21 protein-coding genes and 1 pseudogene are annotated in these 20,156 nt (G+C 72.6%); 13 read left to right on the top strand and 9 right to left on the bottom strand.

The genetic code is table 11. The annotated features are described in order from the left end of the window. Positions 1–87 precede the first annotated feature (87 nt). Complete coding sequence (locus ACFQ9Z_RS04895; RefSeq protein ID WP_383010747.1) at positions 88–312, top strand: hypothetical protein; 225 nt, start codon at positions 88–90, stop codon at positions 310–312. Positions 313–418: 106 nt separating this feature from the next. Here ACFQ9Z_RS04895 and ACFQ9Z_RS04890 read toward each other — a convergent pair whose 3' ends face one another. Next, positions 419–1,021 carry a TetR family transcriptional regulator gene (locus ACFQ9Z_RS04890; protein ID WP_383010745.1) on the bottom strand — a complete coding sequence of 201 codons (603 nt, stop codon included), beginning with the start codon at positions 1,019–1,021 and terminating at the stop codon, positions 419–421. Positions 1,022–1,047: 26 nt separating this feature from the next. Beyond that, positions 1,048–2,058 (bottom strand): aldo/keto reductase, encoded by a 1,011-nt coding sequence (locus tag ACFQ9Z_RS04885; protein WP_383010743.1) that lies wholly within the window; start codon positions 2,056–2,058, stop codon positions 1,048–1,050. A gap of 193 nt (positions 2,059–2,251) precedes the next feature. Between ACFQ9Z_RS04885 and ACFQ9Z_RS04880 the strand changes: the two genes are divergently transcribed. Further along, a complete protein-coding gene (locus ACFQ9Z_RS04880) occupies positions 2,252–3,304 on the top strand; it encodes a chitinase (RefSeq protein WP_383011815.1) in 1,053 nt (350 codons plus the stop codon). Positions 3,305–3,394: 90 nt separating this feature from the next. Here ACFQ9Z_RS04880 and ACFQ9Z_RS04875 read toward each other — a convergent pair whose 3' ends face one another. Further along, complete coding sequence (locus ACFQ9Z_RS04875) at positions 3,395–4,777, bottom strand: glycine--tRNA ligase (RefSeq protein WP_383010741.1); 1,383 nt, start codon at positions 4,775–4,777, stop codon at positions 3,395–3,397. Positions 4,778–4,938: 161 nt separating this feature from the next. On the opposite strand from ACFQ9Z_RS04875, the gene ACFQ9Z_RS04870 reads away from it, so the two are divergent. From ACFQ9Z_RS04870 to ACFQ9Z_RS04855, 4 genes are read left to right on the top strand one after another with little or no spacing between them, the layout of a single operon-like run. Then, entirely contained in the window at positions 4,939–5,916 is a 978-nt protein-coding gene (locus ACFQ9Z_RS04870; RefSeq protein WP_383010739.1) for a metal ABC transporter substrate-binding protein, read from the top strand. A 20-nt stretch (positions 5,917–5,936) separates the two neighbouring features. Continuing rightward, the gene (locus ACFQ9Z_RS04865; protein WP_383010737.1) at positions 5,937–6,704 is read left to right on the top strand and encodes a metal ABC transporter ATP-binding protein; all 768 of its coding nucleotides are present in this window, start codon (positions 5,937–5,939) and stop codon (positions 6,702–6,704) included. Further along, positions 6,704–7,606 carry a metal ABC transporter permease gene (locus tag ACFQ9Z_RS04860; protein WP_383010735.1) on the top strand — a complete coding sequence of 301 codons (903 nt, stop codon included), beginning with the start codon at positions 6,704–6,706 and terminating at the stop codon, positions 7,604–7,606. The genes ACFQ9Z_RS04865 and ACFQ9Z_RS04860 overlap by 1 nt, the downstream gene beginning before the upstream one ends. A gap of 59 nt (positions 7,607–7,665) precedes the next feature. After that, positions 7,666–8,085 carry a Fur family transcriptional regulator gene (locus ACFQ9Z_RS04855; protein ID WP_383010733.1) on the top strand — a complete coding sequence of 140 codons (420 nt, stop codon included), beginning with the start codon at positions 7,666–7,668 and terminating at the stop codon, positions 8,083–8,085. A gap of 102 nt (positions 8,086–8,187) precedes the next feature. Here the strand turns inward: ACFQ9Z_RS04855 and ACFQ9Z_RS04850 are convergent, their stop codons facing one another. Genes ACFQ9Z_RS04850 through ACFQ9Z_RS04840 form a run of 3 tightly spaced genes read right to left on the bottom strand, consistent with a single transcriptional unit; the run spans position 8,188 to position 10,081 of the window. Beyond that, complete coding sequence (locus ACFQ9Z_RS04850) at positions 8,188–9,027, bottom strand: isoprenyl transferase (protein WP_383010730.1); 840 nt, start codon at positions 9,025–9,027, stop codon at positions 8,188–8,190. Between the two features lie 33 nt (positions 9,028–9,060). After that, complete coding sequence (gene recO, locus ACFQ9Z_RS04845) at positions 9,061–9,807, bottom strand: DNA repair protein RecO (RefSeq protein ID WP_143632103.1); 747 nt, start codon at positions 9,805–9,807, stop codon at positions 9,061–9,063. 49 nt (positions 9,808–9,856) lie between these two features. Continuing rightward, complete coding sequence (locus ACFQ9Z_RS04840) at positions 9,857–10,081, bottom strand: hypothetical protein (RefSeq protein WP_383010727.1); 225 nt, start codon at positions 10,079–10,081, stop codon at positions 9,857–9,859. A gap of 358 nt (positions 10,082–10,439) precedes the next feature. Here ACFQ9Z_RS04840 and ACFQ9Z_RS04835 point away from each other — a divergent pair, with 358 nt between their 5' ends. The 3 genes and pseudogenes from ACFQ9Z_RS04835 (at position 10,440) to ACFQ9Z_RS04825 (ending at position 11,954) form a co-directional block, all read left to right on the top strand. After that, the gene (locus ACFQ9Z_RS04835; RefSeq protein ID WP_383010725.1) at positions 10,440–11,366 is read left to right on the top strand and encodes a dihydrodipicolinate synthase family protein; all 927 of its coding nucleotides are present in this window, start codon (positions 10,440–10,442) and stop codon (positions 11,364–11,366) included. A gap of 35 nt (positions 11,367–11,401) precedes the next feature. Then, a pseudogene (locus ACFQ9Z_RS04830) lies at positions 11,402–11,779 on the top strand (FG-GAP repeat protein); the annotation flags it as partial. A 52-nt stretch (positions 11,780–11,831) separates the two neighbouring features. Then, positions 11,832–11,954 carry a hypothetical protein gene (locus tag ACFQ9Z_RS04825; RefSeq protein WP_383011873.1) on the top strand — a complete coding sequence of 41 codons (123 nt, stop codon included), beginning with the start codon at positions 11,832–11,834 and terminating at the stop codon, positions 11,952–11,954. 22 nt (positions 11,955–11,976) lie between these two features. Here the strand turns inward: ACFQ9Z_RS04825 and ACFQ9Z_RS04820 are convergent, their stop codons facing one another. The 3 genes from ACFQ9Z_RS04820 to leuA all read right to left on the bottom strand — a co-directional run bounded on the left by ACFQ9Z_RS04820 (position 11,977) and on the right by leuA (position 15,821). Then, on the bottom strand, positions 11,977–13,164 hold the full coding sequence (locus ACFQ9Z_RS04820; RefSeq protein ID WP_383010723.1) for an exo-alpha-sialidase: 1,188 nt from the start codon (positions 13,162–13,164) through the stop codon (positions 11,977–11,979). A 54-nt stretch (positions 13,165–13,218) separates the two neighbouring features. After that, the gene (locus ACFQ9Z_RS04815; RefSeq protein WP_383010720.1) at positions 13,219–13,914 is read right to left on the bottom strand and encodes a TerB family tellurite resistance protein; all 696 of its coding nucleotides are present in this window, start codon (positions 13,912–13,914) and stop codon (positions 13,219–13,221) included. A gap of 185 nt (positions 13,915–14,099) precedes the next feature. After that, the gene (gene leuA, locus ACFQ9Z_RS04810) at positions 14,100–15,821 is read right to left on the bottom strand and encodes a 2-isopropylmalate synthase (RefSeq protein ID WP_383010718.1); all 1,722 of its coding nucleotides are present in this window, start codon (positions 15,819–15,821) and stop codon (positions 14,100–14,102) included. A 349-nt stretch (positions 15,822–16,170) separates the two neighbouring features. On the opposite strand from leuA, the gene ACFQ9Z_RS04805 reads away from it, so the two are divergent. The 4 genes from ACFQ9Z_RS04805 to ACFQ9Z_RS04790 all read left to right on the top strand — a co-directional run bounded on the left by ACFQ9Z_RS04805 (position 16,171) and on the right by ACFQ9Z_RS04790 (position 20,147). Next, entirely contained in the window at positions 16,171–17,241 is a 1,071-nt protein-coding gene (locus ACFQ9Z_RS04805) for a M4 family metallopeptidase (protein WP_383010716.1), read from the top strand. Between the two features lie 21 nt (positions 17,242–17,262). Then, complete coding sequence (locus ACFQ9Z_RS04800; protein ID WP_383010713.1) at positions 17,263–17,529, top strand: protealysin inhibitor emfourin; 267 nt, start codon at positions 17,263–17,265, stop codon at positions 17,527–17,529. Between the two features lie 66 nt (positions 17,530–17,595). Continuing rightward, on the top strand, positions 17,596–18,909 hold the full coding sequence (locus tag ACFQ9Z_RS04795) for a GH1 family beta-glucosidase (RefSeq protein ID WP_383010711.1): 1,314 nt from the start codon (positions 17,596–17,598) through the stop codon (positions 18,907–18,909). Beyond that, the gene (locus ACFQ9Z_RS04790) at positions 18,906–20,147 is read left to right on the top strand and encodes an MFS transporter (protein ID WP_383010709.1); all 1,242 of its coding nucleotides are present in this window, start codon (positions 18,906–18,908) and stop codon (positions 20,145–20,147) included. Before ACFQ9Z_RS04795 ends, ACFQ9Z_RS04790 begins: the two co-directional genes overlap by 4 nt. Positions 20,148–20,156 lie beyond the last annotated feature (9 nt).

Raw genomic sequence — 20,156 nt, 5'->3', positions numbered from 1 at the left:
CGGCGGCCCGCCGCCGGGGAGTTCCCGTTGATCCAGGACTTGCCGCACACTCCTCGCAGGCGGTCGGGCCGGACGCGGGGAGGCGTCATGTCAGGGGGCAGCGGCACGAGCAAGGTCAGCCGGTGGGACCGGCACGGCCGGGAGCACGTGGTCCGGATACGGCGCAGGGGGGCGCGGCGCACGATCGGGTGCGACACCTGCGGCTGGTCCCGGAGCGCCCAGTTCCTGCCCTGGCTGAAGGCCGAGGAGCACCTAGCCGAGGCCCACCAGGCGACGGTGGACCCGGCGGGACCCCGGCGCTCCCCGCGCTGACGGCCGACGCGTCCCACCGCCTCAGCGGCTCGTGTCCCACCGGGCCACCGGCTCAATGCCTCACCGGCCCGGCGGCTCGTCACTCACCCGCCCGGGGGCTCGTCCCTCACCGGCCCGGCGCGGGCGCGCCGAGGCCGCGTATCAGCAGGTCCACGACGGCCGTGAACTCCTCCTCGATGCCGGGCTCCCGCCACTCGCGGGCGTAACACGGGTCGTGGAAGCGGCCGGTGGCCTGGAAGACGGCGCGGGCCGTGGTGGTCGGGTCGGCGGCGGCGAAGGAGCCCGCGGCCATGCCCGCCTCGATGACGCGGGTGAGCTGGCCGGTCAGGTCGGCGAGGTGCTCGCCGACCACCGTGCCGTTCTCGTCGGTGAGCACGGTGTAGGTGGCGAACAGTTCCGGATCGTCGCCGGCCTTGTGCCGCTTGGCCTCGAACAGGGCCGCCAGCCAGTCCCGGAGCCGGTCCTCGGGGGCGCCGGCCCCGGCGGCGATGCCGGACAGCCGCTGGGAGGTGCGGTCCAGCCACCGCTTGGTCACCGCCTCGCGCAGCGCCGCCTTGGTGCGGAAGTGCCGGTAGACGCTGCCGTGGCTGACGCCGAGCGCGCGGGCCACGTCGACCACGGTGGCCTTGGCCGGGCCGTGGCGGCGCAGCACCTCCTCGGTCGCCTCGAGGATGCGCTCGGCGGTCAGGGTCTCGCTGGTCGGTGCCATGCCTCAGACCGTACCGGGGAGCGGGATCAGCGCTCGCTGTCGAGGTGTGCCATCTGCGCGCTCGGGTAGCGGTCGCCCGCCGCCGCGTCCGCCGGGACGGCCTCCTCGACCGCCGCGAGGTCGGCCTCGTCCAGGGTCACGTCCAGCGCGCCCAGGGACTCGGTGAGCCGCTCGCGGGTGCGGGCGCCGACGAGCGGCACGATGTCCTCGCCGCGCGAGAGCACCCAGGCGATGGCGATCTGCGCGACGGTGACGCCCTTCTGCTCGGCGATCTTGCGCAGCGCCTCGACCAGGTTCAGGTTGTGCTGGAGGTTCTCGCCCTGGAAGCGGGGCGAGAAGGAGCGGAAGTCGCCCGGGGCGAGCTGCCGGTCACGGGTGAAGTGGCCGGAGATCAGGCCGCGGGAGAGCACGCCGTAGGCGGTGACGGCGATGCCGAGCTCCCGGGTGACCGGCAGGATCTCCCGCTCGATGCCCCGCGAGATCAGCGAGTACTCGATCTGGAGGTCCGCCACGGGCGCGGTGGCGGCGGCCCGGCGGATCGTCTCGGCGCCGACCTCGCTCAGGCCGACGTGCCGGACGTACCCCTTCTCGATCAGCTCGGCGATGGCGCCGACTGTCTCCTCGATCGGGACGTCCGGGTCGAGCCGGGCGAGCCGGTAGACGTCGATGTGGTCCACGCCGAGGCGCTGCAGGGAGTAGGCGGCGAAGTTCTTCACGGCGGCGGGCCGGCCGTCGTAGCCGGTCCAGTTGCCCTCCGGGTCGCGCAGGGCGCCGAACTTCACGCTGACCAGCGCCTTCTCCCGGGCGGCCGGCGAGGCGGCGCGCAGGGCCTCGCCGACCAGCATCTCGTTGTGGCCCATGGCGTAGAAGTCGCCGGTGTCCAGCAGGGTCACGCCCGCGTCCAGGGCGGCGTGGACGGTCGCGATGGACTCGGCCCGGTCGGTGTCGCCGTACAGCGCGGACATGCCCATGCAGCCGAGGCCGAGGGCGGAGACCTGGGGGCCGGTGGTGCCGAGGTTTCGGGTTCGCATCGTCATGTCTCCACCTTGCCATGACGAATGACAGATTTCAATATCTGTCATTCCATAGTTGTCACCCACCGCACACCTCCCCCGCATCCCCATCTCACGGACCCCTCCCCGGATTGGTCCAGACCTATTGACGAAAAGTCTGGACCAGAGGACTGTCATGGCTACGACACCTCACCGCACCCCCACCGGGAGGCTCCGGATGCTCCGCCGCACGCTGCGACTGCTCACCGCCGCGCTCACCACCGCCGTCCTCGCCCCGCTCGCCATCGCCACCGCCCCGACCGCCTCCGCAGCCGACACCTGCGCGGTGAAGTCACGGCCGGCCGGAAAGGTGCTCCAGGGCTACTGGGAGAACTGGGACGGCTCCGCCAACGGCGTCCACCCGCCCTTCGGCTGGACCCCGATCAACGACTCCCGCATACCCGCGCACGGCTACAACGTGGTCAACGCGGCCTTCCCGGTCATCCGCGCGGACGGCACGGCGCTGTGGGAGGACGGCATGGACAGCGGCGTGAAGGTGGCCACGCCCGCCGAGATGTGCGCCGCCAAGGCCTCCGGGCAGACGATCCTGCTCTCCATCGGGGGCGCCGCCGCCGGCATCGACCTCTCCTCCAGCGCGGTCGCCGACCGGTTCGTCGCGACCATCGTGCCGATCCTGCAGAAGTACAACTTCGACGGCATCGACATCGACATCGAGACCGGCCTGGTGGGCGGCGGGAACATCAACCAGCTCTCCACGTCCCAGGCCAACCTGATCCGCATCATCGACGGGGTGCTGGCCCGGATGCCGTCCAACTTCGGTCTGACGATGGCCCCGGAGACCGCGTACGTCACGGGAGGCAGCGTCACCTACGGCTCGATCTGGGGCGCGTACCTGCCGATCGTCAAGAAGTACGCGGACAACGGCCGGCTGTGGTGGCTGAACATGCAGTACTACAACGGCAGCATGTACGGCTGTTCCGGCGACTCCTACTCGGCGGGCACGGTGGCGGGCTTCACCGCGCAGACCGACTGCCTGGACAAGGGCCTGGTGGTGCAGGGCACGACGATCAGGGTGCCGTACGACAAGCAGGTCCCCGGCCTGCCGGCCCAGCCGGGCGCGGGCGGCGGCTACATGTCCCCGTCCCTGGTCTCCCAGGCCTGGCGGCACTACGGCACCTCGCTCAAGGGCCTGATGACCTGGTCGCTCAACTGGGACGGCGCGAAGAACTGGACGTTCGGCGACAACGTCCGTTCGCTGCAGGGGCGTTGAGCCCCTGGTCGCCCTGAACGGCGCGACGCCCGCGCCCCGGCCGGTGGAACCGGCCGGGGCGCGGGCGTCGAGGTGCGTGCGCCGCGGGCGTCAGCAGCCCACGAGACGCTGGGCCAGGTAGCCCTCGATCTGGTCCAGGGACACGCGCTCCTGCTTCATGGTGTCGCGCTCGCGCACGGTCACCGCGTTGTCGTCGAGCGTGTCGAAGTCGACCGTCACGCAGAACGGCGTGCCGATCTCGTCCTGACGGCGGTAGCGGCGGCCGATGGCGCCCGCGTCGTCGAACTCGATGTTCCAGTTCTGCCGCAGCGCCTGGGCGAGACCCTTGGCCTTCGGCGACAGCTCCGGGTTGCGGGACAGCGGGAGCACGGCGACCTTCACCGGCGCGAGGCGGTGGTCGAGGCGCAGCACCGTGCGCTTCTCCATCTTGCCCTTGGCGTTGGGCGCCTCGTCCTCGACGTAGGCGTCGAGCAGGAAGGCCAGCATGGCGCGGCCGACGCCCGCCGCGGGCTCGATGACGTACGGCGTCCAGCGCTCCCCGGCCTCCTGGTCGAAGTAGGAGAGGTCCTGGCCGGAGGCCTTGGAGTGGGCGCCGAGGTCGTAGTCGGTGCGGTTGGCGACGCCCTCGAGCTCACCCCACTCGCTGCCGCCGAACTGGAAGCGGTACTCGATGTCGGCTGTGCGCTTGGAGTAGTGGGAGAGCTTCTCCTTCGGGTGCTCGTACCAGCGCATGTTCTCGGTACGCAGGCCGAGGCCCGTGTACCAGTTCCAGCGCTGCTCCATCCAGTACTCCTGCCACTTCTCGTCCTCGCCCGGCTTGACGAAGAACTCCATCTCCATCTGCTCGAACTCGCGGGTGCGGAAGATGAAGTTGCCCGGCGTGATCTCGTTGCGGAACGACTTGCCCATCTGGGCGATGCCGAACGGCGGCTTGCGGCGCGAGGTGGTCTGCACCTGGGCGAAGTTGGTGAAGATGCCCTGGGCGGTCTCGGGGCGCAGGTAGGCGACGGACCCGGAGTCCTGGGTCGGGCCGAGGTGCGTCGACAGCAGGCCCGAGAACTGCTTGGGCTCGGTGAACTGGCCCTTGTTGCCGCAGTTCGGGCAGTTGATGTCGGCGAGGCCGTTCGCCGGGGCGTGGCCCTTCTTCTCCTCGTACGCCTCCTCGAGGTGGTCGGCGCGGAACCGCTTGTGACACGAGGTGCACTCGGTCAGCGGGTCCGTGAACGTGGCGACGTGGCCGGAGGCGACCCAGACCTCGGGGGCCAGGATGACGGACGAGTCGATACCGACCACGTCCTCGCGCGACGTCACCATGTAGCGCCACCACTGACGCTTGATGTTCTCCTTGAGCTCGACACCCAGCGGTCCGTAGTCCCAGGCGGCACGCTGTCCGCCGTAGATCTCACTGCAGGGGAAAACGAAGCCACGGCGCTTGCTCAGGCTGACGATGGTGTCGATCTTGTCGGCGGCCACGGTGCTCTCTTCATTACGACGACGGGCGTTGAAGCGAGATGCTTCCAGCGAATGATTCAGGTTACCGGCGCAGGCTCCCCATCGGCCAAATCGGCCCCCTGTCCGCGGCATCTGCGGGACCTTGTTGACAACGGTTTCCATGTTTGTTGAAAATGACTGTCATGAACGAACGTCGACGCCGCGCGTCCTCCCGAACAGGCACGTCCGCACCCGCGCTCGCGGTCGCCGCCGCGCTGGGCCTGACGGCCCTCACCGCCTGCTCCACCGGCAGTGCCGCCGCGGGCGGCACGGACAGGTTCGACGTCGTCGCGTCGTTCTACCCGATGACCTTCCTGGCCGAGCGGATAGGCGGCGGCCACGTCCACGTCACCACGCTCACCTCGCCCGGCCAGGAGCCGCACGACCTGGAGATCAGCCCGAGGCAGATCGGCGGGCTCGAACAGTCCGACGCCGTGCTGTACCTGAAGGGCCTGCAGCCGAGCGTGGACGACGCGGTGGCCCAGTCCCCGGTGCGCACCAAGATCGACGCGGCCTCGCTGACCACCCTGGAACAGCACGGCGACGAGGTCGGCGGCCACGCGGCCGGGCACGACACGCACGAGGGCGAGGAGCCCGGCGGCAAGGACCCGCACATCTGGCTCGACCCGGTGCGCTACGCCCAGGTCGCCGAGGGCGTCGGCCGGGCCTTCGAGAAGGCCGACCCGGACCACGCGGCCGACTACCGGAAGAACACCGCGGCCCTGGTGAAGAAGCTGGACGCCCTGGACACGCGGTTCGAGGAAGGCCTGGCGAACACGCAGACCCGGACCTTCATCACCACCCACGCCGCCTTCGGCTACCTCGCCGAGCGCTACCGGCTCACCGAAGAGGCCATCAGCGGCCTGGACCCCGAGTCCGAGCCCAGCGCCGCGCGGATCAGGGACCTGCAGCGGATGGCCGGGGCCGACGGCGTCTCCACCGTCTTCTACGAGACGCTCGTCAGCGACCGGACCGCGAAGACCGTCGCGCACGACGCGGGCCTGCGGACCGACGTCCTGGACCCGCTGGAGGGCATCACCTCCAAGTCCCGCGGCACCGACTACTTCTCGGTCCAGGAGGCCAACCTCAAGGCGCTCCAGCGGGCCCTGGGCGCCAAGTGACCGGCACGGAGGACCAGATCATGGGCGAACCCGTCATAGCGCTGCGCAAGGTGACCGCCGAACTCGGCGCACGTCCCGTGCTGCGCGGCATCGACCTCACCGTGCACCGCGGCGAGGTGGTCGCGCTGCTCGGCGCCAACGGCTCCGGCAAGTCCACGGCGATCCGCACGATCATCGGCCAGGTACCGGCCGCCAGCGGCACGATCGAGCTGTTCGGCACCCCCCGCCGCGCCTTCCGCGACTGGGCGCGCGTGGGCTACGTACCGCAGCGCACCACGGCCGCCGGCGGAGTGCCGGCGACGGTGACCGAGGTCGTCTCCTCGGGCCGGCTCTCCCGCACCCGCTTCGGCCTGTTCCGCAGGGCCGACCGGGAGGCCGTGCGCCACGCCCTGGAGCTGGTCGGCATGGCGGACCGCGCCGGGGACCCGGTGGACGCCCTCTCCGGCGGCCAGCACCAGCGGGTGCTGATCGCCCGCGCCCTGGTCGCCGAGCCCGAGCTGCTGATCATGGACGAGCCGATGGCCGGCGTCGACCTGGCCAGCCAGGAGGTGCTGGCCGCGACCCTGCGCGAGCAGGTCGCCCAGGGCACCACGGTGCTGCTCGTGCTGCACGAACTGGGCCCGCTGGAGCCCCTGATCGACCGGGCGGTCGTCCTGCGCGACGGCTGCGTGCTGCACGACGGCCCGCCGCCCGAGGCCGTGGGACAGCACGCCCTGCCCGGCCACGACCACGTACACCCGCACGCGCCCGCGGGCGCCGGACCGACCCGCACAGGACTGCTGAGCTGATGGAATTCCTGAACTACGCCTTCATGCAGCGGGCGCTCCTCGCGGCCGTCCTGGTCGGCGTCACCGCCCCCGCGATCGGCATCTTCCTCGTCCAGCGCCGCCAGCCCCTGATGGGCGACGGCATCGGCCACGTGGCGATGACCGGTGTCGGCCTCGGCTTCCTGCTGAACGCCTCCCCGGTGTGGATGGCCACGGCCGTCTCGGTGCTCGGCTCGGTCCTGATGGAGCTGATCCGCTGGTACGGCAGGACACGCGGCGACATCGCGCTCGCCATGCTCTTCTACGGCGGCATGGCGGGCGGCGTGATGTTCGTCAACATCGCGCCGGGCGGCTCCAACGCCAACCTGACCTCGTACCTGTTCGGCTCGCTGTCGACGGTCTCCCCCTCGGACGTCACCACGATCATGGTGCTGGCCGCCTTCGTGGTCCTGGTCACCCTGGGCCTGCGCCGCCAGCTCTTCGCGGTCAGCCAGGACGAGGAGTTCGCCCGGGTCACCGGGCTGCCGGTGCGCGCGCTGAACCTGCTCACCGCGGTCACCGCGGCGGTCACGGTGACGGTCGCCATGCGGGTGGTCGGACTGATCCTGGTCTCCGCGCTCATGGTGGTGCCGGTCGCCGCCGCCCAGCAGCTCACCCGCAGCTTCGCGGCGACCTTCGCGATCGCCGTCGCGCTCGGCGTCACGGTCACGATCGGCGGCACGATCACGTCGTTCTACCAGGACGTGCCGCCCGGCGCGACGATCGTGCTGCTGACCATCGCCGCGTTCGTCGCGCTGACCGCGGCCGCCGCTCCGCTGGCCCGCCGGCGCGCCCGCGCGGCGGCCGCGGCGAGGCCGGCCGGGGATCCCGCGGAGTGCTCGATTCCGGCCGGACGGGCGGCCGGGGACGGCGTCGGCGTCTGACCGCGGGCGACCCGGGCTGGCACAATGGCCCGGGCAGACGCGAGACGAGGAGGCAACCGGTGACGACCGCTGGACCGCCCGTGAAGGGCCGGGCCACCCGGCAGCGTGCCGCCGTGGCGGCGGCCCTGGACGAGGTCGACGAGTTCCGCAGCGCGCAGGACCTGCACGACATGCTCAAGCACAAGGGCGACTCCGTCGGGCTCACCACCGTCTACCGCACGCTGCAGTCCCTCGCCGAGGCCGGCGAGGTCGACGTCCTGCGCACCTCCGAGGGCGAGTCCGTCTACCGCCGCTGCTCCACCGGCGAACACCACCACCACCTGGTCTGCCGCACCTGCGGCAGGGCGGTCGAGGTCGAGGGCCCGGCGGTGGAGAAGTGGGCCGAGGCCATCGCGGCCGAGCACGGCTTCGTGAACGTGGCCCACACGGTGGAGATCTTCGGCACCTGCGCGGACTGCGCGACGGTCTCCGGCGGCTGACCGGGAGCCGTACGGGCGTACGGCGGGCAGGCGGGGCGGGCGGCCCGGGGATCCCCGCCCCGCCGCGCTTGCCGCCGCCGCCCGGTGCGACGGCGGCCGCCGTCAGTCCTCCTCGGTACGGCCTTCCATGGCCAGCAGCTCCTCGTTCGGGATCGCGCCGCCGAAGCGGCGGTCGCGGGAGGCGAACTCGACGCAGGCCCGCCACAGGTCACGGCGGTCGAAGTCGGGCCACAGCACGTCCTGGAAGACCATCTCCGCGTAGGCGCTCTGCCAGAGCAGGTAGTTGGAGGTGCGCTGCTCGCCGCTGGGGCGCAGGAAGAGGTCGACGTCCGGCATGTCCGGGTAGTACATGTACTTCTGGACGGTCTTCTCGTTGACCTTGGACGGGTCGAGCCGGCCCGCCTTCACGTCCTCGGCGAGCCGCTTCGCGGCGTCGGCGATCTCCGCCCGGCCGCCGTAGTTCATGCAGAAGTACAGGGTGAGCAGGTCGTTGTCCTTGGTCTGCTCCTGGGCGACCTGGAGCTCCTTGGCCACCGACTTCCACAGCCTGGGCATACGGCCCACCCAGCGCACCCGGATGCCCAGCGCGTCGAGCTGGTCGCGGGTCCTGCGGATGAAGTCGCGGTTGAAGTTCATCAGGAAGCGGACCTCTTCGGGCGAGCGCTTCCAGTTCTCGGTGGAGAAGGCGTACAGGGAGATGTTGCGGACGCCGATCTCGACCGAGCCCTGCAGCACGTCTAGCACCCGCTCGGCGCCGACCTTGTGCCCCTCGGTGCGGGGCAGCCCCCGCTCCTTGGCCCAGCGGCCGTTGCCGTCCATGACGATCGCCACGTGGTTCGGTACCAGCTCGCCCGGGAGCTTCGGCGCGCGGGCACCGGACGGGTGCGGCTCCGGCGCCCTGTACTCGCGGCGCCGGCTTCCCAGGATCCCGCGTACGACCATGTGCTCCTCGACTCCCTCTAGCTCTTCTCGCGCTTACTTCTCGACGTACCTGAGCGAGCGCAGCCCGCGCTCCAGGTGCCAGTGCAGATACGCGGACACCAGCCCGCTGCCCTCCCGGACGTGGCGCGGCTCGCACGCGTCCGCCGTCTCCCAGTCTCCCGTAAGCAGCGCGCCGAGCAGCACCAGGGTCTGCGGGGAGGGCACGACGCTGCCCGGCACCCGGCAGTCGGCGCAGACCGAACCGCCGGAGGCCACCGAAAAGAACCGGTTCGGGCCGGGCATCCCGCACTTCGCGCAGTCGCCGAAGCTGGGGGCGTAGCCGTTGACGGCGAGCGAGCGCAGCAGGAAGGCGTCCAGGACGAGGTGCGGGGCGTGCTCGCCGCGGGCCAGGGTGCGCAGCCCGCCGACCAGCAGCAGGTACTGCTGGACGGCCGGTTCGCCCTCGTGGTCGGTGAACCGCTCGGCCGTCTCCAGCATGGCGGTGCCCGCGGTGTACCGAGCGTAGTCGGTGACGATCCCTCCGCCGTAGGGCGCGATGGTCTCGCTCTGCGTGCACAGCGGCAGCCCGCGTCCGACCAGCTCGCTGCCGCGTGCGAAGAACTGCACGTCGACATGGGAGAAGGGCTCCAGCCGGGCCCCGAACTTCGACTTCGTCCGACGCACACCCCTGGCCACGGCCCGTACCCGGCCGTGCCCGCGGGTGAGCAGCGTGATGATGCGATCCGCTTCGCCGAGCTTCTGGGTCCGCAGGACGATGCCGTCGTCGCGGAACAGACTCATGGCTCCATTCTGCCCGCCCGCACGGGCCGCCGGGCCCGCGGGCGGCGGTTCAGGCCACCGGCCCCCGCGTCCTCCGCCCGCGCGCGTCGGCGTGGGCCGCCACGGCGTGGAGCTGCTCGCCGGGGGTGGCCTCGCGGACGGCCCGCGGATCGCAGTCCCACTCCCGGCCGCCGCCGTAGGGCCGCAGCTGTACGTACGGCCCCTCGTGCCCCATGACGATGCCGAGACGTCCGGTACGGGTGTCGACGGCGCAGGAGCCGACCGGGAGATTCATCGCGTCCACTTCCGGTGGTTCCCCTGCCACCGGCAATTTCACTCATCGCATGCCACTGGTGGCCCAGCGTGTCTACACTCGGCCGGAGTCTGCCCTCGGCGCCGCCCGCCGTACGCGTCGAGGCCGTGCCGCCCGCCGCCGGTCCGGCCGCCTCCGGCGGAGCGGTGCCGCGCCCGCCGGTGCCGCTCGGGGCGGCTCCGGCGGGGCCGGTTCCGTGCCCGCCGGTGCCGCTGCGGGGTCCGACTCGCTCTCGACGCCGGATCGCGCGGCCGCGTCGCGGCACGGACACCGCCGCCGCTGCCACCATCCTGTGCAGGTGGACCGGCCGGTCCGCGACCCAGCCCGCCAGGAGCCGTGAATGACCTTCCCCGCCCCGCTCACCGGTGTCGTCCCGCCCGTCTGCACCCCGCTGACACCGGAGCGCGAGGTGGACGTGCCCTCGCTGCTGAGACTGGTGGACCACCTGATGGCGGGCGGGGTGCACGGGCTCTTCGTGCTCGGTTCGACCTCGGAGGCGGCCTTCCTGACGGACCGCCAGCGCCGGCAGGTGGTGGAGGCGGTCGCGGGCCATGCCGGAGGCCGGCTCCCCGTCATCGCCGGGGCCATCGACATGACCACTCCGCGGGTCCTGGAGCACGTCCGGGAGGTCTGTGCGGCGGGGGCGCAGGCCGTCGTCGTCACCGCCCCCTTCTACGCCCGCACCCACCCCGCCGAGATCGTCCACCACTACCGCCGGATCGCCGCCGCCAGCCCGGTCCCGGTGATCGCCTACGACATCCCGGTCGCCGTGCACACCAGACTCCCCGCCGAGCTGGTGCTGGGTCTGGCCGCCGACGGGGTGCTGGCCGGCCTGAAGGACTCCAGCGGGGATCTGGCCGCGTTCCGGGAGGTCGTCACCGGGGCCCGCGCCCACGCCGGGTTCGGCGTGCTGACCGGCTCCGAGCTGATCGCGGACGCCGCGCTGGCGCTGGGCGCCGACGGGGTGGTGCCGGGGCTGGCCAACGTGGACCCGCACGGGTACGTCCGGCTCTACCGGCTGTGCCGGGCGGGCGACTGGGAGGGCGCCCGGGCCGAACAGGAGCGGCTGTGCGCGCTGTTCGGCATCGTCGGGGCCGGCGACCCGGCACGGATGGGCGCGAGCTCCTCGGCCCTGGGCGCCTTCAAGGCTGCCCTGCACCTGCGCGGAGTCATCGACTGCCCGGCGACGGCCGAACCCCAGGTGCAGCTGTCGGGCGACGAGGTGGCCCGGGTGAGCAAGCTGCTGACGGGGGCGGGGCTGCTGTAGGGGCGGGGCCCCCATGTGCGGGAGTCCCAAGGAAGATGAGAACAGCGCTCCTCACCTCCGGGGACCTGACCGTTCCGAGTGTCCAGCCTGCAGTCCCCGGGTGGTCCGGGGCGATCCAGGACACGGCCGGCGTGCCGGGTGCCGCCGAGGAGCGGGACGACTTCGGCGCCGGCGTCTCGCTCGGCGACGTCAACGGCGACGGGCGCCTCGACCTCGCGGTGGGCGCGCCCGGGGAGGGAGTCGGGAGCGTGGCCGACGCCGGTTCGGTGACCGTGCTGCTGGGCGGCGCCAAGGGCCTCAGCGCGACGGGCGGGAGGACCTTCACCCAGAACTCCGCGTCGGTGCCGGGCACCGCCGAGAAGGGCGACCGGTACGGCCGGGCCGTGCGGACGGCCGACACCGACGGCGACGGCCGGGCGGAGCTGTACGCCGGGGCCCCGGGGGGAGAACGCGGGCGCCGGCTCGGTGTGGGCGCTCCCGGGCACCGCCACCCAGGTGACCGGCGAGGGCTCGGTCTCCTTCGGCGCGGGCACGCTGGGCGCGGTCGCGGCGAAGGCCGCCCTGGGCGCGGCCCTCGACCGCCGCTGACACCCCCGCGGCCGCCGGCCGGTCAGCGCGTCGTCCGCGCCGGCAGCCGCCGGAACTCGATCCTCTCGTACGGCCCGTTCGTCCCGGTCTCGTACAGCAGCCCGGCCGTTTCCGCGCCGAGCGGGACGAGGTCGGAGTAGGCGGCGGGCCGGCCGGACAGGGTGAGCGCCCTGCTGAAGGTCCGTCCGCCGTCGGTGCTGCGCCACAGGGCCATCGCCCGGCGGGCGGTGGGCACGGAGGGCGCGGAGAACAGCAACGGGGCGTGCGCGCCGGGCGGTTGCAGGACGCTGCCCTGGACCACCGGGACGTCGTTCAGCGTGCTCTGCACGGCGAACGGGGCGTCCAGGGTCGCGCCCGCGTCGCTGGAGAAGGCGTCGAGGCGGTGGCCGGGCCCGCTGCCGTGCTGGTCGCGCGAGGAGAAGTACAGCCGTCCGTCCGGGAGTTGGGCGGCGCCGGTCTCGTTGGCGTTGGTCACGCCGTCGTGGCCGTCGTCCGCGAAACCGAGCCGCCAGGTGCGGCCCCCGTCGTCGCTGTAGAGGGCGTGGGCGCCGTAGTACCGGGGCTCCTGGCCGGTGCCGGGTGAGCCGGGCGGCGGCGCGGTGGAGTGGTCGGCGGGCACGAGCAGGCGGCCGGCGTGCGGGCCGCGGGTCAGGGCAAGGGCGTGGCCGGGACCGGTCGCGTACCAGCGCCAGTGCGGCGGCTTCACCGCGGCCGTGATGTCCCGCGGGGTCGTGAAGCGGCGGCCGTCGTCCCGGCTGCGCTGCACGAACACCCGGCGGCCCTGTCCGGGGGCGGCCTCGCCGCGCATGATCCGCGCCTCGTTGACCGAGCCGGCGTTGAACGAGGTGACGAGGACGACCGCGCCGGTGCGCGGGTCGACGACGGGGGCCGGGTTGCCCCGGGTGTCGCCCTGCCCGGCGGCCACCACGGTGAGCTTCCCCCAGGTGCAGCCGCCGTCGGCGGAGCGGCGCAGCACGACGTCGATGTCGCCGCTGTCGCCCGCGCCGTCGTGCCGGCCCTCGGCGAAGGCCAGCACGGTTCCGCGCCGGGTGACGACGGCGGCCGGGATGCGGTAGGCGTCGTAGCCGCCCTCCCCCGCGGTGTACGGCACCGAGGACAGGCAGCCGGACGCGGGCCGGGCGGGCTGCACGGCGGCGAGCGGGGCGAGGAGCGCGGTGGCTACGGCGAGGGCGCGGCTCAGCGGGGTCACGCCCCCATGCTCCCCGCGATCACCGGCCGGGGCGCGGTGGCGGGACCGGGCGGGTCAGGACGGCGTCCGGGCGGCGGCCAGCAGCCTGCCGACGTCGTCGGCGCAGATGGTGAGGGCCGCGCCGACGGTGGTGAGCGCGTCGCGTTCGGCGGGGGTGTAGGGGCCGTCGGCCAGGGCGATGCGGGCGGCGTCGAGGAACAGGGACTCGCGGCCGGCTGGGGCGAGGTGCGGGGCGAGCGGGTCCAGGGCCTCGTGCAGCTCTATGGCGAGGCCCGCGCCGCACGGTCCGCCGAGGACCCGGCCGGTGTCGGCGGCGAGCGCCTCGACCAGGGCGGCCAGCCGGTCCTCGGTGCAGTCCTGGAAGCCGGCGGCGCGGACGGTGCCGGCGGCCGTCTCCAGGACGGTGCGGGAGGAGGTGCCGCCCGCGGCGAGGACGGCGAGGGCGACGGTGTGCACGGCGTCGCGGAGCATCGCGGAGAAGCGGCGGGTGGTGGGGTGGTCGAGGACATCGGTGCCGTAGTGGTGGCCGCAGGCGGCGCACTCCACGACCGGTCCGGCGGCGCCGCGCGGCAGCAGCGGCACACCGAGCAGGGTGAGGCGGCGGCGGCCGGAGAGCCGCTGGTAGTTGCGGTCGCCCCCGCAGCCCGGGCAGTAGAACTCGCCGTCGCCGACGGGTGTCCACGCGGTGCGGGTGCCCAGGATGCGCGCAGCCCTGGCGGCACGGCCGTCTCGTCCCCGTACTGGCAGCACGTCGCACCTCCGTAACCGCGCGGCAACATCGCAGCGCTGGCGTGATGTTAGCCACATCCCGGAGGCTGAGTCAGTACCCCGTACGAGACCTTTCCGTGACCTGGTGCGCGCGATGGCCGGGAAACGACGGTGGCCCCGGCCGCCCGGTACGGCGGCCGGGGCCCCGAAAGACCCGGTCAGAGCGGTCAGCGGGCCGAGCGGTTCACCGCGGAGACGACGGCCTTCAGCGACGCACGCGTCGTGTTCGCGTCGATGCCGATGCCCCACAGGACCTTGTCGCCGATCGCGCACTCGATGTAGGAGGCGGCCTGCGCGGAGGCGCCCTCGCTCATCGTGTGCTCCTGGTAGTCCAGCAGGCGTACGTCGACGCCGATGGACTGCAGGGCGTCGAAGAAGGCGGAGATCGGGCCGTTGCCCGAGCCGGTCAGGACGGTGTCCTCGCCGTCGACGGTCGCCTCCACGGTCAGCGTGTCCACGCCGTCGGTGTCCGTGGTCGACTGGCCCGTGCGGACCTGGATGCGGCCCCACGGGTTCTGCGGGTTCGGCAGGTACTCGTCCTGGAAGACGGCCCAGATGTCCCTCGGCGTGATCTCGCCGCCCTCGGCGTCCGTCTTGGCCTGGATGAGCCGGGAGAACTCGATCTGCATGCGGCGCGGCAGGTCCAGCTTGTGGTCGTTCTTCAGGACGTAGGAGATGCCGCCCTTGCCGGACTGCGAGTTGACCCGGATGACGGCCTCGTAGGAGCGGCCGACGTCCTTGGGGTCGATCGGCAGGTACGGCACCGCCCACTCGATGTCGTCGACGCTGACGCCCTTGGCCTTCGCGTCGGCCTCCATGGCGTCGAAGCCCTTCTTGATGGCGTCCTGGTGGGAGCCGGAGAAGGACGTGTAGACCAGGTCGCCCACGTACGGGTGGCGCGGGTGGACCTCCATCTGGTTGCAGTACTCCCACGTGCGACGGATCTCGTCGATGTCGGAGAAGTCGATCTGCGGGTCGACGCCCTGCGAGAACAGGTTCATGCCCAGGGTGACCAGGTCGACGTTGCCGGTGCGCTCGCCCTGGCCGAAGAGGCAGCCCTCGACGCGGTCGGCGCCGGCCATCACGGCCAGTTCGGCGGCCGCCACGGCCGTGCCGCGGTCGTTGTGCGGGTGGACGGACAGGCAGACGTACTCGCGCCTGGACAGGTTGCGGTGCATCCACTCGAACCGGTCGGCGTGCGTGGACGGGGTCGAACGCTCCACGGTGGCGGGCAGGTTGAGGATGATCTCGCGGCCCGGGCCGGGCTGGTAGACGTCCATCACCGCCTCGCAGACCTCCAGCGCGAAGTCCAGTTCGGTGTCGGTGAAGATCTCCGGGGAGTACTGGTAGCCGAACTCGGTCTCGGGGCCCAGCAGTTTCTCGGCGTACTCCATCACCAGGCGGGTGCCGTCGACGGCGATCTGCTTGATGTCGTCCTTGGAGCCGCGGAAGACGACCCGGCGGAAGACCGGGGCGGTCGCGTTGTACAGGTGGACGGTGGCCCGCCGTGCGCCCTTCAGGGACTCCACGGTCCGCTCGATCAGGTCCTCGCGGGCCTGGGTCAGGACGGAGATCGTCACGTCCTCGGGGATCGCGCCCTCTTCCTCGATGATCGAGCGCACGAAGTCGAAGTCGGTCTGGCCGGAGGCGGGGAAGCCGACCTCGATCTCCTTGTAGCCCATCGCCACCAGCTGGTCGAACATGCGGCGCTTGCGCTCGGGGGACATGGGGTCGATCAGGGCCTGGTTGCCGTCGCGCAGGTCGGTGGAGAGCCAGCGGGGGGCGACGGTGACTCGCTTGTCCGGCCAGGTGCGGTCCGGGATGTCGACCTGCTCGTACCGGCCGTACTTGTGGATCGGCATGGAACTGGGCTGCTGGCGGTTGGCCATGATGCGTGGGCTCCTCAGGGTGTCCGGATGTCCGAGTGGACGGCCGACGACGCAACGCCAGAGCTCCGCGGGGAGGGAGTCGGCCTCTACAGGCCCTCGCCGCGGCAGCTAAGGAGAAGCAGCCCGAAACGCATGATGCTCCGCAGCCTAGCCGAGCCGCACCGGATGCGCGGGCCTGTCCCAGTATGCGGGACCGCCGGGATCAATCGGACGAAAAGCGTGCGATCTCACTCGGCGGTCCCGATCGCTTACCACTCCGTGACGCAGCGCGACGACGGATGTCCGGGTATTTCACCAATCATGGTCGCGAGTAGTGACAGTGCTGTCACACAGTGCGATGGTGCCGGGTATGACCACCAACGGGGGCTTCGAGCCCGTCTTCTGCACGATCGTCCCGCCGCACGTCCTCGACCGGCTCGCGCGGTCCGGCGACTCCGCGCTCTCCGGTCCCGCCCGCCGGTCCCTGGAGCACGACGCCTACCAGCGCACCAAGCGCCGCCTGACCACGGTGCTCGGCGCACCCGCCGTCGCCCCGCCGGCCGGCGCCGCCGCCGGCCGGCCGCACCGCACCGTCTACGACGCCCGCCACCGGCAGGACCTGCCCGGCGCCAAGGTCCGCGAGGAGGGCTCCGAGCCGGGCGCGGACGCCTCGGTGAACCGCGCCTACGCGGGTCTCGGCGCCACCTTCGACCTGTACCGGAAGGCGTACGGCCGCGACTCCATCGACGGCGCGGGCATGCCGCTGGACGCCAGCGTGCACTTCGGCACCGACTACGACAACGCCTTCTGGAACGGCGAGCAGATGGTGTTCGGCGACGGGGACGGCGAGATCTTCCTGGACTTCACCATCCCGGTCGACGTCATCGGCCACGAGCTGACCCACGGCGTCACCCAGCACACCGCCAACCTCACCTACTTCGGCCAGCCCGGCGCGCTCAACGAGTCGCTGTCCGACGTCTTCGGGTCGCTGATCAAGCAGTACGGCCTCGGCCAGACCGCCGCCGAGGCCGACTGGCTGATCGGCGCCGGCCTGCTCGCCCCGGGCGTGCACGGCACGGCCCTGCGCTCGATGAAGGCGCCGGGCACGGCGTACGACGACCCGAACCTCGGCAAGGACCCGCAGCCGGCGACCATGGAGCACTACGTCCGCACCGGCCGCGACAACGGCGGCGTGCACATCAACTCCGGCATCCCCAACCACGCGTTCTACCTGGTCGCCACCGCCATGGGCGGCCACTCGTGGGAGAAGGCCGGGCAGGTCTGGTACGACGTGCTGACCGGCGGGGAGCTCCAGCAGCAGGCCCAGTTCGCGGACTTCGCCAGGCTGACCGTGAAGGCGGCGCGCGAGCGGTACGGCGCCGGCGACGAGCTGGAGGCCGTGCAGAAGGCCTGGGAGCAGGTCGGGGTGCGGACGCTGTAGTTCCGTACTAGACAGGCTCCCATGCGTATTCAGGTACGGCGCACAGGCGGATTCGCGGGCATCGAGCGCCGGGCCGAGGTGGACACCTCGGCCCGGCCGGACGCCCAGGAGTGGCAGGCCCTGGCCGAACGCGTCCTGGCCTCCGGCGGCTCGACGCCGCCGGCGGGGGTCCCGGACGGCTTCGCCTACGAGATCACGGTCGACGGCCGCACGGTCCACGTGGCCGACCCCCGACTCACCGAGGAGCAAAGGGAGTTGATCACGAGGGTGCTGAAGGAGGGGGCCTAGGACCGCGCGCGCCGGCTCCCGCAGGGGCGTTGACTTCCGTTACCGCCGGTACGGATGATCCGGGCCATGGCGACTGACGCAGGCAAGGCGATCCCCCGTTTCCCGGCCGGCTTCCTGTGGGGCGTGTCCACCTCGGCCCACCAGATCGAGGGGGCGGCCGACACGCGGGAGCCGTCCGTGTGGGACGTGTTCACGGCCGCCCCGGGACGGGTGAAGGACGGTTCGACGGCGGCGGTGGCCTGTGACCACTACCACCGCTACCGGGAGGACGTGGCGCTGCTCGCCGGTCTCGGCGTGGACGCGTACCGCTTCTCCGTGTCGTGGCCCCGGGTGAACTCCCCTGGTGGCCTCGACTTCTACGACCGCCTGGTGGACGAGCTGTGCGCGGCGGGCGTGCGGCCCGTGCCCACCCTCTTCCACTGGGACCTGCCCGCCGGCCTGGACTGGCTGGAACGGGACACGGCGTCCCGGTTCGCCGAGTACGTGTCCACGGTCGCCGGACGGCTCGGCGACCGGGTCGGCAAGTGGATCACGCTCAACGAGCCGGCCGAGCACACCCTGCTGGGCCACGCCCTCGGCGTGCACGCCCCCGGCCGGCAGCTGATGTTCGACGCGCTCCCCGCGGCCCACCACCAACTGCTCGCCCACGGACTCGCGGTGGGGGCCCTGCGCGCGGCCGGCGCCGCGGACATCGGGATCGCCAACTCCCACGGCCCCACCTGGCCCGCCTCCGGCGATCCGGCCGACCAGGAGGCGGCGGGCTTCTACGACCTGCTGCTGAACCGGCTGTTCGCCGAGCCGGTCCTGCTGGGCGCGTACCCGGAGGGCGTCGGCGAGCTGATGCCGGGAGACGTGGCGTCCGACCTGTCGGTCATCTCCGCGCCGCTCGACTGGTACGGCGTCAACTACTACGCCCCGTCCAGGGTGGGCGCCCCGCAGGGCGCCGCCACAGAGTTCGGCGGGGTCGGCCTGCCCGCCGAACTCCCCTTCTCGGTAAGGCCGATCGAGGGCCGCCCGGTGACGGACTTCGGCTGGCCGGTCGTCCCCGAGGGGCTGACCGAGCTGCTGACCGGTTTCCGCGACCGGTACGGCGACCGGCTCCCGCCGGTCGTCATCACCGAGAACGGCTGCTCCTACGAGGGCATCGACGACCAGGAGCGGATCGCCTACCTGGACGCCCACATCCGTGCCCTGCACACGGCACTCGAGGCGGGCGTCGACGTGCGCGGCTACTTCGTCTGGTCCCTGATGGACAACTTCGAGTGGGCGGAGGGGTACGCGCGCCGCTTCGGCCTGGTGCACGTCGACCACGCGACGCTGGAGCGCACCCCCAAGGCGTCCTACCGCTGGTTCAGGGACGTGCTGCGGGCCCAGAGATGACCGCCGCCGCCCTGGCCGAGCCCGTCGAGCCGGTCAGCCGGGGCTGGACGGCGGCGCTGGCGCTGGCCAACGGGGCGATCTGGGTGGGCTGGTTCGGCCCGCTGCAGATCCTGCTGGCCTCCCAGGCGAAGGACTTCGCGGCCGCCGCCGGGATGCCGAAGGAGACGGTCCTGGCCCGGGTCACCGGAGCCGGCGCGGTCGTCTCGCTGCTCGCCAACCCGCTCTTCGGCGCCCTGTCCGACCGCACCACCGCCCGCTGGGGCCGCCGCACCCCGTGGATCGTGGCCGGTGCGGCGGGCGGGGCGCTGTCCCTGCTGCTGCTCGCGGCCGCGGACGGGGTGGGGACGATGGCGCTGGGCTGGTGCCTGGCCCAGCTCACCCTGAACGCGGCCTTCGCGGCGGTGACGGCGGCCGTCCCGGACCGGGTGCCGCGCGGCCGGCGGGGCGCGGTGGGCGGCTGGCTGGGCGCGGCCCAGATCCTGGGGGTGGTCGGGGGCACGGGCCTGGCCACGGCGGCGGGCGGCACCGCGGCCGGGTACACGGCGTGCGCGGTGTTCACGCTGGTGGGCGTGGGACCGTACGTGCTGCGGTACCGGGATCTGCGGCTGGCCCGGGCGGACCGGCCGGCCTGGTCCTGGCGGGCCTTCCTGGCGGGCTTCTGGCTGAGCCCGCGCCGCCACCCCGACCTTGGCTGGGCCTGGCTGACCCGCTTCCTGATCAACCTCAGCAACGCGCTGGTCCTGCTGTACCTGCTGTACTACCTGCGCGACCGCCTCCACTACGCCGATCCCGGCCGGGGCGTGCTGATCCTGACGGCCGTGAACGGGCTGACCCTGCTCGCCACGGTCGTGGTGGGCGGCGTGTGGTCGGACCGCTCGGGACGCCGCAAACCGTTCGTGATCTGGTCGGGCGTGCTGATGGCGGTGGCGACGGCGGCCCTCGCCGCCTGGCAGACCTGGCCGGGCGCGGTCGTCGCGGCGGCGCTCCTCGGGGTCGGCTTCGGGGTGTTCACCTCGGTCGACTTCGCGCTGATGACGGACGTGCTGCCGAGGGCGCTGGACCGCGGAAAGGACCTGGGCGTGATCAACGTGGCCAACGCCCTGCCGCAGGTCGCGGCACCCGCCCTCGCAGCGCCGATCGTGACGTACCTGGGCGGCTACCGGGTGCTGTACCTGGTGGCGGCCGTGATCGGGCTGGCGGGGGCGGTGCTGGTGGGGCGGATCAGGGGCGTGGAGTGAGCGGCGCCC

The sequence above is a fragment of the Streptomyces sp. NPDC056580 genome (genome assembly GCF_042793175.1).
Classification (GTDB): domain Bacteria; phylum Actinomycetota; class Actinomycetes; order Streptomycetales; family Streptomycetaceae; genus Streptomyces.
This window is presented reverse-complemented; position numbering and strand designations above follow the sequence as displayed.